Source organism: Bacteroides sp. OM05-12, assembly GCF_003438995.1.
Lineage (GTDB): Bacteria > Bacteroidota > Bacteroidia > Bacteroidales > Bacteroidaceae > Bacteroides.
The window spans coordinates 66,361-79,891 of record NZ_QSUN01000006.1 but is presented as its reverse complement, the minus strand read 5'-3'; the positions used below and the strand labels follow the sequence as shown (position 1 = coordinate 79,891).

Annotated in this window: 11 protein-coding genes; 2 read left to right on the top strand and 9 right to left on the bottom strand. The window is 36.8% G+C overall.

From position 1 onward, the window contains the following. Positions 1-155 precede the first annotated feature (155 nt). Genes DXB63_RS07560 through DXB63_RS07550 form a run of 3 tightly spaced genes read right to left on the bottom strand, consistent with a single transcriptional unit; the run spans position 156 to position 2,693 of the window. Positions 156-1,040 (bottom strand): carbon-nitrogen hydrolase, encoded by an 885-nt coding sequence (locus DXB63_RS07560; protein WP_122125800.1) that lies wholly within the window; start codon positions 1,038-1,040, stop codon positions 156-158. Further along, on the bottom strand, positions 1,040-2,155 hold the full coding sequence (locus tag DXB63_RS07555) for an agmatine deiminase family protein (protein ID WP_122125799.1): 1,116 nt from the start codon (positions 2,153-2,155) through the stop codon (positions 1,040-1,042). The genes DXB63_RS07560 and DXB63_RS07555 overlap by 1 nt, the downstream gene beginning before the upstream one ends. Position 2,156: 1 nt before the next feature. Next, a complete protein-coding gene (locus DXB63_RS07550; RefSeq protein ID WP_122125798.1) occupies positions 2,157-2,693 on the bottom strand; it encodes a ferredoxin domain-containing protein in 537 nt (178 codons plus the stop codon). 272 nt (positions 2,694-2,965) lie between these two features. Between DXB63_RS07550 and DXB63_RS07545 the strand changes: the two genes are divergently transcribed. Further along, on the top strand, positions 2,966-3,184 hold the full coding sequence (locus DXB63_RS07545; protein ID WP_122125797.1) for a winged helix-turn-helix domain-containing protein: 219 nt from the start codon (positions 2,966-2,968) through the stop codon (positions 3,182-3,184). 42 nt (positions 3,185-3,226) lie between these two features. Here the strand turns inward: DXB63_RS07545 and DXB63_RS07540 are convergent, their stop codons facing one another. From DXB63_RS07540 to DXB63_RS07530, 3 genes are all read right to left on the bottom strand, one after another. Beyond that, complete coding sequence (locus DXB63_RS07540; RefSeq protein WP_122125796.1) at positions 3,227-4,459, bottom strand: DEAD/DEAH box helicase; 1,233 nt, start codon at positions 4,457-4,459, stop codon at positions 3,227-3,229. Positions 4,460-4,742: 283 nt separating this feature from the next. Further along, positions 4,743-7,466 carry a response regulator gene (locus tag DXB63_RS07535; RefSeq protein ID WP_122125795.1) on the bottom strand — a complete coding sequence of 908 codons (2,724 nt, stop codon included), beginning with the start codon at positions 7,464-7,466 and terminating at the stop codon, positions 4,743-4,745. A 38-nt stretch (positions 7,467-7,504) separates the two neighbouring features. Further along, positions 7,505-8,326: an AraC family transcriptional regulator gene (locus DXB63_RS07530; RefSeq protein ID WP_122125794.1), complete on the bottom strand. Its 822-nt coding sequence runs from the start codon at positions 8,324-8,326 to the stop codon at positions 7,505-7,507. A gap of 522 nt (positions 8,327-8,848) precedes the next feature. Between DXB63_RS07530 and DXB63_RS07520 the strand changes: the two genes are divergently transcribed. Further along, a complete protein-coding gene (locus DXB63_RS07520) occupies positions 8,849-9,343 on the top strand; it encodes a thioredoxin family protein (RefSeq protein ID WP_122125793.1) in 495 nt (164 codons plus the stop codon). A gap of 122 nt (positions 9,344-9,465) precedes the next feature. Here DXB63_RS07520 and DXB63_RS07515 read toward each other — a convergent pair whose 3' ends face one another. From DXB63_RS07515 to tgt, 3 genes are all read right to left on the bottom strand, one after another. Continuing rightward, positions 9,466-11,115, bottom strand: coding sequence for a choice-of-anchor J domain-containing protein (locus DXB63_RS07515; RefSeq protein ID WP_122125792.1), 1,650 nt, complete (start codon positions 11,113-11,115; stop codon positions 9,466-9,468). Between the two features lie 168 nt (positions 11,116-11,283). After that, entirely contained in the window at positions 11,284-12,390 is a 1,107-nt protein-coding gene (locus DXB63_RS07510; RefSeq protein ID WP_122125791.1) for an LptF/LptG family permease, read from the bottom strand. 10 nt (positions 12,391-12,400) lie between these two features. Next, entirely contained in the window at positions 12,401-13,531 is a 1,131-nt protein-coding gene (tgt, locus tag DXB63_RS07505) for a tRNA guanosine(34) transglycosylase Tgt (protein WP_122125790.1), read from the bottom strand.

Sequence of the window (13,531 nt, the reverse complement as noted above, 5' to 3'; positions counted from 1 at the left end):
TGAAAAAAACATCAGGACGTTTGTAGACAAACATACGGTCCTTTGTTCACAAACTCTTATCGTTTGCAAGCAAAGGACCGTATGTTGAAAAACAGATCTTACTATCCCCGATAATTATCGGGTGAGTCAAAGTTTGAAACCGCTTAGGATGCGACTTAATCGATAAAACGTTTGGTTATCTCACCATACTCATCAATACGTCTGTCGCGAAGGAAAGGCCACCAACGACGTACATTCTCGCTTCGGGTAAAATCGATTTCCGTTACTATATTCTGGGCTTCATTGTTTGAGGCCTGAACTAAAATTTCACCTTGTGGACCGGCTACAAAACTGTTTCCCCAGAATTGTATTCCATTCGTTTGTCCGGAAGGGTCCGGCTCGTGCCCTACGCGATTAACTGAAATTACCGGCAATCCATTGGCAACGGCATGTCCTCGTTGAGAAATAATCCATGCATTTAACTGGCGGGATTTTTCTTCTTCCGTATCAGTGCTTTCCCATCCGATAGCAGTGGGGTAGATTAGTACTTCAGCTCCTCGTAAAGCCATCAGACGGGCTGCTTCCGGGTACCATTGGTCCCAGCAAACCAACACGCCCAACTTTCCTAATGACGTTTGAATCGGTTGGAAACCCAAATCACCGGGAGTGAAATAGAATTTCTCATAATAAGCCGGATCATCGGGAATATGCATTTTACGGTATTTTCCTGCTATGCTTCCGTCTGTATCAAAAACTACAGCTGTGTTATGATACAGTCCCGGAGCTCGTTTCTCAAACAAGGATGTTACTAACACAATCTTATAATGAGCAGCAATTTCTCCATAAAATCCTGTAGAAGGGCCGGGAATCGGTTCGGCCAAATCAAAGTTATTTGTATCTTCTACTTGACAGAAATACAGAGAATTATGAAGTTCCTGAAGAACAACCAACTGTGCACCTTGATTGACACAAATTTCTATATTAGCATGCAATCGTTTCAGATTTTCATGTATATCCGCAGTATTAGTTTGCTGTACCAGTCCTACTTTTATTTTCTTCATTATTTCAATATGTTTTTAGGATACTGCATTGTAACACAATGCAAAGAACCGTGTTGTTTAATCAATGTCCGGCAGTCGATACCGATGATTTCTCTGTCAGGAAAAGCTAATGTCAATATATCAGCGGCTTTCATATCATTTCCCGGTTGATTATAAGTAGGGTAGAGCACAGCTCCGTTTATAACCAGGAAATTAGCATAAGTAGCCGGTAGACGCTCATCATTATTCATAATGGTATCCGCCATCGGAAGGGGTAACAAACGATAAGGTCTATCATCCAATGTACGGAAGGTAAGAAGTTGATCTTCCATTCGTCTCAATGCTTCATAATGTTCATCTTCTTTATTACAGCATTGCACATAAACTATCGTATCATTCGGACAAAAACGAGCTAACGTATCCACATGACTATCGGTATCGTCTCCCGATAAATAGCCGTAATCTAACCATAAAACACGCTGCACGTGCAACTTAGAGCGAAGATAGGTTTCTACTTCTACACGATTCATCTTGTCATTGCGATTGTCGGACAATAAACATTCTGATGTCGTCAATAATGTACCTTTGCCATCACTTTCGATAGAGCCTCCTTCTAAAACGTAATCCAAACAATTCATGTATCTTCCTTTAAAAAGACCGGCTTTGAAAAGATTGCGGGTAATGAGATTATCATAATTGGCGGCAAACTTCATTCCCCAACCATTGAAACAAAAATCCAGTAGGAGGGGAGATTCTGCATCTAACAGGGATATTGCACCATGATCACGAGCCCAAGTGTCATTGGTTTCACATTCAAAAAAGCGAATGTTCTCCATCTTTACTTTACCTTCAAGCTGCATTTTTACTGCTTCTGTATCAGGTGCTACGATTAAGACCAATTCCCGTTGGGAGATTGCATTCGCTATATTAATGAAACATTCCTGAACCTCTTCCAACATATAGGCCCAATCAGTTCCGGCATGCGGCCATGTCAATTGCACTCCGCTTTGAGGATACCATTCGGCGGGCAAATGAGTTTCACGTATTTCGGTTATCTCTTCCATCGAAAGTCCAAAGGTGAGCTGCAAATCTTTCTCAGTACCACCCATACCCGGTAAAGTTGCGAATAATCCCATCCTATTTCTTTTCTTTAGATTTACGATCGAAAAATGGACTCTTAGAAGAGGCACTGATAGGAATAGCCATTACACTTTTGCAGTCAATAAGCCAATTCAAACGTTGAGCGGCAAGCCCTGCCGAAAACATAACCCTGCTATCTACACGATTATCGGCAGCCGTGGCGCAAGCCGAACCGATAGCAATTCCCAAATCAATGGAATTAATGGCGCAAGGTACACCTTCAGGCTTAGCAACACAAGTAGGAAACCCACAGTGCCCACAGTTTAAGCCTTGTACCTGCTCTCGCGTACCTATTAATATAATAGCTTCTGCGCTAAGAATATTCTCGGCATCGCGAAGAAAAAACTTCAATCCGGTTTCCTCTGCCATTTGTATCAGTTTCTCTGACAATAGGGTTATCTCTTCGTCAGTTATAGTCGCTGTTTCTATGATATCTATCCCTTTTCCTTTCGGAGCCGTACGGGCGGCTGTCATTATCTGCTTTGCCACATTGAGCAGATGCTCATGGCGGGCGTCTCTTTCATTTAATATCATACTTCATTAATTTAAGTTGTAAGTCGGACAAAGATAATCATTTAACTTTTAAAAGAAAGAAGTACACATACTCTATATATATTCTTTTAAGAAAATATTATTCACTGAAATAGTAATTAAAACGAAGTTACACCCCAATGTTATAAATGTTAATTATATTGATTAATAATGTTATTTATTGCTAGCATTAAAACCAAACAGATTATATTTTGTTATATTTGTAATGATTTGTACGAGCTATTTATTACTAACCTATTTATATTGATAACAAAATGAATAAAGCAACGATTGGTTATAATGCTGGTATTCTATGGAATCTGCTTAGTAATAACTTAAGATGGTCTTATAAAGAGCTACAAAAGAGTTCCGGTTTAAATGATATTGATTTAAACATGGCTGTCGGCTGGTTGGCACGAGAGGACAAAATAGAATTTGAAGAAGAAGATGAAGGTTTATTTCTCTTCCTGAATGTGAATGTATATATCGGTTAATATGAAAGGTGCGACTTCTTGCCACACCTTTTTTTATTACCTTTATTCTTTCTTTCTACGGGAATTGAAGTTTCTTTTTCCGCCCTGCTTACGATAGGGACGTTTTTGCTGGCTCTGAGTTCTGGGATTATATACCGGAGTTTCTCCTAATTCTTCTGGTACAGGAATCTTATAAATATCCTTTTCCAGAAATAGCTCTATCTCCTTGAATTTGCTTTGTTCTTTCTCACTAACAAATGTAATAGCTACACCGTCGTTATTTGCACGGGCAGTACGTCCGATGCGATGAACGTAATCTTCACAGTCATGGGGAACATCATAATTAATGACCAAACGTACATCATCTATATCGATGCCACGAGATACAATATCCGTTGCAACCAATATATTTATTCTCCCGTTTTTAAACTCATGCATGATAAATTCACGTTGCGCTTGTTCCAAATCCGAATGCATATCACCTACATTCAGTTTCATGCGTTTCAAAGCCATCGTTACTTCCTTTACCTTTATCTTAGAAGATGCAAATATGATAACTTTCTCCGGTACTTCATCCTGAAATAAACTTTGGATAACACCCAATTTCTGACGTTCATAACAGATATACGCAGCTTGTATAATCTTCTCGGCAGGTTTGGATACAGCTAATTTAACTTCTACCGGATCACGTAGGATTGTCTTTGCCAATTGCTGTATTTTTGCCGGCATCGTTGCAGAGAACATAATGGTCTGGCGTTCTTTAGGCAAATATTTCACGATTTGCATAATATCGTCAGAGAAACCCATGTCGAGCATACGGTCGGCTTCATCAAGAATAAAATAGGAAACGCGCGACAAATCGACATAACCCAAAGCTAAATGACTGATAAGACGTCCCGGAGTAGCGATTACAACATCCGCACCCAAAGTAAGTCCTTTCTTTTGCTGTTCAAACAATACACCGTCATTTCCACCATATACCGCCACGCTTGAAACTGGTACAAAATAGGCAAACCCTTCCATCTGTTGATCTATCTGCTGTGCCAATTCTCTTGTAGGAGCCATAATAATACAATTAATGGCATCTTCGGGATGATTATCAGATAACAACCGATTAAGAATAGGAAGAAGATAAGCCGCAGTTTTTCCTGTACCGGTTTGGGCTACACCTATTAAATCTTTACCTTCAAGTATAACAGGAATTGTATGTTCTTGCACTGGAGTACACTCCTGAAAGTTCATCGTATCCAATGCTTGTAACACACAATCGTCTAAATTTAACTCCGTAAATTTCATTTGCTCTTATATTTGCCGACAAAGATAATAAATCATTCCAAAGTTTAAACTACTGATTATAGTTTTCCTTGTTCTTCCAAATAAGAATCTTTAAAACCAAGTACATAAAGTACCAAAGTTAAAATTCATATTGAAACAAATTAAATGATGGGAAATAACGTCTGGTAAACGGTCTATAAATAATAATAGACTGGGACAAACCAGTCCATTATTACAAAAAGTTAAGGTTTTGCTAAAAGCTCAATGATTGCATTATATCAAATTCCAAATAAAGGTTATTTTATCATATATTGTTTCTTTGTAAAAAATCAAGCAACTGATCCTTTTTTACAGGTTTTGTTAAGAATGCATCACAACCAGCTTCCATCGCACTAACTCTATCAGAATCGAAAGCATTGGCTGTAAGCGCAATAATAGGTATTTGGGCATTGAATTCCCGAATTTTGCGTGTTGCTTCCAAACCACCCATAATCGGCATATTTATATCCATGATAACAAAGTCGTATTGTCCTTCAAGTACACTTCGTACAGCATCTATTCCATTGGAAACCCGACTAAGATTGAAGTTTTTAAGTATACTCTTGACTAATAAATAGTTACTATCATTATCTTCGGCAAGCAGAATCTTCATATCCTTTTCCTTGATTTCTTTAAAAGCAGGTAATTGCGATAAAGGATCGGAATTATTCTCGTTTTTATCATTTAAATCTTCAATCTCACAAGGTATCCATGCCCAAAAAGTAGACCCTACACCCGGCTCTGAATTAAAGCCTATTTCTCCTTTTGCTCCTTCTATAATAGCTTTGGAAATGGCTAGTCCCAACCCTGTTCCCTGAGCAAAATCATTAAGTTTCTGGAAACGTCCGAAAACTCTATCTTGTAATTCATATGGAATACCTACTCCCGAATCTTCCACGTAAATCCGGATTCCTCCTCTCTCAATGGAATATCCCATTTTTATATATCCGGCTTTCGTACATTTTGCTGCATTAGTTAAAAAATTCATCCACACTTGTTTTAGTCGATTCGGATCTAAAACAACACAGCAATCCGGTCCTGAAACTGATCGGAATTCAACTTTCGGATTAGTGATTTTGGGTTGTATTGTTGCACATAACTCATTACAGACCTTACGTAGATTGAATTTTTCCCGTTTACGTTCAAGGATGCCTGACTCAATCTTTGAAAGATCCAAAATATCATTGATTAAGCGAAGTAGTAATTCATTATTAAATTCAATGATGTCCATATACTCTTTCTTTTCAGCCAGATCATCACAATCCACTAACAGTTCGGAGAATCCAACAATTGCATTTAGAGGCGTACGTATTTCATGGCTCATATTGGCTAGAAAAGCAGACTTTATCCGGTCCGAAAGTTCAGCTTTTTCTTTTAGTTCCTTCAACTCATTGGCCATATTCTCCCACTTCGTATTATTGAATGTAATGCCGGTATAACGAGTTACTTCTCCTTTCTTATTTCTTTCTGCTGGGATTCCTGTTACAATGAGAGTTTGCCATTCCTTATCCCACTTAGTTCTGGATCGATATTGAAAACTGAGTTCTTTATTAACTCCCAAAAGCATTCCTTCAAAATTTTCACGGACTACATCTACATCATCAGGATAAGTAACAAGTAAATAATCTTCTAATGAAATGCTCTTTTCCGAATCATAATTATTAACCGGATCGTTGAAGGCATGAAATTGTTTGGTATCCAAGTCTAGAACCCAATAAGACATACCTACTGTCTTAAATGTAAGTTCCATTCTGTAGTTGCGTTCCCTAAGCTCCTCATCAAGTTGATGCTGCTTGGAAATATTCTGTCGAAGTCCTGTAAAACGAATTACATTTCCTTTATCATCTCTCTCAAATGGAACACCTATTATATTGCAATATTGCCAGGAATCGTCATATTTAGTTTGCATACGACAGACAAGGTCAATATTTGTCTCCTTCCCCATCATCATAGATTGAATGGCATCCAAAGTTGCAGATTGATCTTCGGGATGGATTACATTCAAGTATTCTTTTACAGTTAATAATTGATCCGATACATAATCATTCACCGGGTCATTATAGGCTTCAAAGTATTGGGTTTGTACATCAAAATCCCAATGGACTATATTACTGACTTTCATTGCCATTTCACGTTTGGCAATCAATTCTTGTGTCTCTTTCGCCATTTGTATTCTTTTAGTCACATCCACCTGTGTACCTATAATCAGCAATTTCCCCCGATGTTCGGATGATAGTCGCATCCGGCTTTCATAATAACGATACTGATTTTGTAGCTTATCGAATGCTCGTATTGTTATTTGCCCGTGTTCTATTTCTCTTTTTATCAACTGATTAAAAAGTTCTGTCAATGTAGCATAATCTTGTGGGTGAAGTATTCCCTGCAGTTCTTCTAATTTCATGTCTTTTCTGACAATCGTGTTTCCATGCAACGAACTGAATACATTATTTTGCAAATCATACACCCAAGAGGACATATTTGCCGCCTCCATAGCCATTTCCAAATTCTTCTTACTTTCTTCCGTACGAAAATCGGCTTCTTTAGTAGAGGTCACATCATTAGTAAGCAACATATATCCTAAAATAGTCCTGTTACTATTGCGAATGGGTACTATTTTAACTTCATATATAATCGTTTTTTGATGACTAGAAGAAAAATATTCTCTGTTCATACGGTCAAAGTCGTACTCAAATTCCAAAGTAATATCTTCACCTGCCTGTATACGGGCTTTAAGTTCCTCATCAATATATGGACTATCGAAAAGGTTGAGTTTATTAACAACGGCAGTTTTATCTTCAACTCCATATATTTCCAAGGCACGATTATTTATACCACGTAAAATAGGTATTGTGTCATAGATTTCAATTCCTATCGGTAAATGAACATAGACACTCTCAGGGAACAATATTTGTTCCGTCAGTAGTTCTGACATTTTTTCATCAAAATATTCTTTGTCGCTTTTGCGGGAATCTTCTTTTGTTTGTTCCATATTATAATATGATATTTTTATATAAATACACTATAATCCTACCGTATAGTATGAATCATACGTCGATATTCCGAAGGAGACATACCTGTCTGCTGACGGAAAAAACGACTTAATGCTGATTGACTGGAAAAATTTGTTTGTTGAGCCACATTCTTTATATCAATATGTGAATCCCGAAGTAGTTTTTTTATTTCAATAATAAGATAATCTGCTATCATCTCATGAGGAGACTGTCCGTTCATTTCTTGAATTACCTTTGTCAGATAAATAGGCGATATACATAACTGAGCTGCATAAAAAGAGATTTCCCTGTTACTACGATAATATTCAGAGACCAACATTGCGAATTTAAAAGCTATGTTTTCTTTATTAGAGTTTGTAAGAGGTATTTTCTCACTATTTACCTTTTTTAGAAAAGATACATAATAATCCCAAAAATAAATCTGAAATAAATGTATAATCGTTTTATTACGGAAAACAGGGTCATCATTGTTATTTCGGAAATTGATGACATTACAATAATTAGAGAACCTTCGGACCTCACTATCATTTAAATGATATAGAAAATTCTTTCGCATATAGAAAAAGAAATCTGGAGTTATTTTCCCCAGACCACTCATTATATCAATAAACATAGTCTTGTCAAACTTAAAAAATGTCATGGAAAAATCATCGCTAATCTCTCGTATTGCTGCTAATTGCAATGGTAAAATAGTAACAATATCATTTGTAGATATTCGCTGACTGACCGAAAAAACTTCTATAACAGCAGTTCCACCTGTACAGAGCCCCCCAAAACCTTCTTTCAGATATGCCTCATGCCCATTTAAGGGAAGATGTGAAATGTCAGTATATATCATTAAAATATAATATTATTTTATAGTTATAGGTCAATAATTACCTCACAAATTTAAAATGTTTTTATTAGCACATGCCTATTATAATCGTAATTGGATGCAAATGGCAAATTTGGGTATCAAATTTCTGTCTGATTAAAAATAATAAAATCAAAAGGCTATTTTAATTGTTATCCAAGTAATGCTAATCATTTTATATTTAAGAGTAACGGAAATAATAGTAATATATTGGCTATTTAGAGATAAAGAAAATATTGAAAATAAATATTATTCTATATTATCGCTTGTGTTAAATGCCTATTGAATGGATATATTTTATGCTAAATAACATAAAATTAAAGACCAAATAGTTCTTTTTTTACCTTTTTATTTGGATAAGTGAGTAAATTGTACTTACCTTTGCACACGGTTTCTAAAACTAAGCGCTTTGATTATCAATATTTTGATGCAAAGTTTAAGTAATGTTCCGGGAAGAGACCACTGTTTAAGGGCAGTCCCGGATAGTATTAACTAAAGCCTTATTACATGAAATATGTAACGTGGATTTTTGTTGTATTATTTATTAGTTCCTTGACTTCATTTGTAGAAAAAGACAAACCGACAAGTGGTTTGAATGTAGGAGATGTAGCTCCAAGTTTTAAAATCGATGCTACATTCAACGGGCAGCAGCTTGACCTTCAAAACTTGAAAGGAAAATATGTATTGCTCAGCTTTTGGGCAAGTTATGATGCGCAATCCAGAATGCAAAATGTCAGTCTAAACAATGCGCTTCAAAACTTATCTAAAGATGTAAAAATGGTTTCAGTATCTTTTGACGACTACCAATCGGTGTTCAGCGAAACCATAAGAAAAGACAAGGTACAGTCTTCTGACTGTTACTTGGAAACAAAAGGAGAAGCTTCTTCTATATTTAAAAAGTATAATTTAGATAGAGGCTTCAAAAATTATTTATTGGATGATAGAGGTGTGATCGTAGCTAAGAACATATCCGCATCCCAGCTTTCTTCTTATTTCAATTAAGAGAAAGAGTTCCAGAGAGGACATCAATACAACAAAAATAAAAAGGGCTGTCTAATAAATCAAGACCTAAAATATGGTAGATTTATATGACAGCCCCTTTTTTATAAAATCAATCCTAACTTTCAAAACACTATTTTGTAGGTTTCATTTGCAAATTTGAAAATATAGATTTGCCCTTTCTGCAAACCATTAATATAATTGAAACCTTTAACGGCAGTTCGCATCATTACTTTTTGTCCCATTACATCATAAACCTCTATTATTGCTGTCTGAGTTGCGTTAATTACAACGATATCACCAGAGACATAAATCGTGTTGGCTTTTTTGGTCGATTGAATAGAAGAAGACGATTTGGCTCTTCCTACTGTCAGTTTTATATTCTTTATCTCCCAAATAGCTGATTCCTTATCTGTCGATTTATATCGGAATGCAAAACCGAAATTTTGAGTTAAATACTTAGCAGGAATTTCAATCTCAACCGGACTGTATACCCACTTCACATTATCAGGGTAAGTCGGAATAGTTACTTCTTCCCATGAAGCAACAGGTACTCTGTTTTCTTCTTCCAATTGAGGCACATCATAATCGGAAGCAAACATTAGTGAATAATTTCCTTTTTCTATTTCTAAACTAGTTGGACCAATGGCATGTTCAAAAGAAAGCATTGCCTTTGTTATACCTCCTAAATTCAAGCTCGGTGACAAAAGCCAATCTTCATTGGCATAAGACTCTGCTTCTTCACGATTATAACCGGACATACCGGCACCATACTTATTACTAAAATACCAGGTTTCATCACCTATAACATTTTCTTTATAGAATTTATTAAAACTTTCTTCAGTCAACAAACTTTCATCCAGTATTACATTGGAACTTTGTACCACTCCATTTCCTTTTAGAGGAACTATTATGGGTGGATTAAAACCAGCACCCACCACGGTTAATTTGGCTTCATCTGTATAAGTCCCCGTAGGAGTATATGTTATCGTTGCTGATAACGTTCCCTTATTTTTATCAATAATAGAAAGAGGAGATAAAGTGAAAGTCGAGGTTGCAGGAGAAATATCTATAATCAAATCATCTGTTTCATAAAGAGGAGTTATTCTTATTTCCCTTGTAGCAGAAGAACCTACTTCGACGTTACCAAAGTCTACGAATAAAGGTTCAACCGTTCCGGTAGGAAGATCAGTTTTTTTATCACCTACCACCTTCACGTTCTTTATCTTCCAAGTAGGTGCGGCTTCTTTCGTACTTTTGTATTTAAAGTAGATAAAAACATGCTTTTTTCCTATCACAAACGATAAGTCAATTTTTCCGGAAGACACAAATTCTTGGTTACCATCACTAGGATAAACAGGAACTGTCAGCTGATGCCAGTCAGGAAATGCCGAAGAATAGGGCTCCTGAGTCCCTACCCACACAGTTAATTCATCTGTTACTTCTGCAAAATCTTTTGCAGCATGATCAAAAGTTAATGTTGCAGATGTTACATCTGTAAAATCCAATTCAGGAGATACTAACCAACTTTGGGCCTCATATTTGATTGAATTGACAAAAGCGCTTGCCTTCATCTGCTTGTTTGTAACATCATATTTCCAAATTGCACTTAATCCGTCAGGTAAACGTGAACCATATTGTATAATTGAGAAGCCTCCCTGACTTGTTTCAAAAGTTTCGGAAAGAAGAACTGTTTCAACTGCTTTTACATTACTTCCTAACAGAAATAAGACTGTTATAAGTAAACTCAATCCTAATGAAGTAACACTTTTCATAAGCTCATTGATTTAAAATTAATATATTGAGTGATAGTTACTTAAGAATATTTTCAAATATAAACATTTAGTAAACAAAAATCAAGCATTATTTAGCTTTTTGCATAAAATATGTTTTATATTATCAAAAACTATACAAAACTAATATGAAAAGTATAAAAGTTTTTTTTATTTTGGTGCTTTGGTATACAGATAAATAGCTATGAAAGTATAGAGTATGTTAGGTATCCATACCGCTATAATGGAAGGCATACTACCATTGATGGCAAACGTAGAAGAAACTGTTTGGAACATGATATAAGAGAAACTCAATGCCAATCCCAGACCAAGATGCAATCCCATACCTCCTTTAGTTTTCCTAGAAGAAAGGGCTAGGCCGATGGTGGTCAGGATAAAAGAGGCAAAAGACATCGCAATGCGTCGGTAATACTCTATTTCAAATTCTTTGATATTGGCAAAACCTCTCTGTTTCTGCTTGAGAATATACTCTTTCAGGACCGGACTGGTCATCATTTCCTGTTGCTTACGTGCTATCAGGAAGTCAGACGGTTCCATTACAATAATGCTGTCCATCTTATCGCCTTTGGTTATATGCTCCTTATTACCTTTCAATTCTCTTATCATGTAATCCTTGATTGTCCATCGGTATTCGGACAAAGTGTCATACGTAATACTTCGGGCTGTCATGTGAGACACTAATTTCTTGTTCTCAAACTTATCAAGTGAGAAGCGATAACCGGTTTTATTATAATCTTCATATCTCTCTATATAGGCTATAACTCCGCTATCTACTTCCAACTGTACGTTGCGTACATAATCTATTTTCTTCTTCTTTATGTATTTATTCTCAAAATCAAGTCGTGTGACATTGCCTTCGGGAATTACATAAGAACCCAAACAGAAGGTTACGATAGAAATGATGGCTGCGGAAATCATGTAAGGACGCATCAAACGCTTAAAGCTCATTCCGGTAGAGAACATGGCGATAATCTCCGAATTCTCCGCCATTTTGGAAGTAAAAAAGATAACAGCAATGAAGACAAATAAGGGACTGAAAAGATTAGCAAAGTAGGGGACAAAATTCATGTAGTAGTCAAAGATAATGGCTTTTAACGGCGCATCATTCGTCATGAACTTATCCATTTTCTCATTAATATCAAATACTACGGCAATTGATATAATCAGAGCAATGGCAAAAACGTATGTTCCCAAGAACTTGACAATAATATATTTATCAAGCTTCTTTATTAACTTCCATCTAAACAACTTCTTCATTGCCCAATGGTTATAATCTTGTGGATAAACGTTTTACCATCATAGGCTTCCATGTAGAAAAATCTCCGGCAATAATATGTTTGCGAGCTTCACCCACCAACCATAAATAAAAAGCAAGATTATGGATAGAGGCTATCTGCATGGCAAGTAATTCCTGTGCATGAAATAAATGACGAAGATAAGCCTTACTATAAAGTGTATCCACATAAGAAGCGCCATCCGGCTCGATAGGAGAATAATCATCTTCCCATTTCTTATTCCTCATGTTCATAATACCCTCTTTGGTGAAAAGCATTCCGTTACGTCCGTTACGTGTCGGCATAACGCAGTCAAACATATCTACTCCTCTTTCTATTCCTTCGAGAAGATTGACCGGTGTGCCGACCCCCATTAAATAACGCGGTTTATCTTTCGGCAGTATCTCATTGACAAGTTCTATCATTTCATACATCTTATCCACGGGTTCGCCTACAGCCAAACCTCCGATCGCATTTCCGTCACACCCTTTAGAAGCAATAAATTCTGCAGACTGCTTACGTAAATCCGGATAAACACACCCTTGTACAATCGGGAAGAGGGATTGATTATAGCCATACTTAGGTTCCGTCTCATTAAAACGTTTTACACAACGATCTAACCAACGATGGGTCAATCCTAATGATTTCCTTGCATATTCATAATCCGAATCTCCGGGAGGACATTCATCAAACGCCATCATTATATCGGCTCCTATAGTACGCTCGATATCCATCACTTTTTCGGGCGTAAAGATATGTTTTGAACCATCTATGTGCGAGCGGAATTCTGCTCCTTCCTCCCGTAACTTGCGAATACCGGAAAGAGAGAAAACCTGAAAACCGCCACTATCCGTCAGAATCGGGCGGTCCCAGCCATTGAATTTATGCAAACCTCCGGCTCTTTCCAAGATATCCAGTCCCGGACGGAGATAAAGATGATAGGTATTCCCCAGAATAATCTGTGCTTTTATATCATTTTTAAGCTCAGTCAGATGCACTGCCTTCACAGAACCCACCGTTCCCACAGGCATAAAAATAGGAGTTTCTATCTGTCCGTGGTCGGTCGTGATGAGTCCGGCTCGTGCATTTGATTTCGGGTCAGTATATTGTAAGTCAAAAGTCAT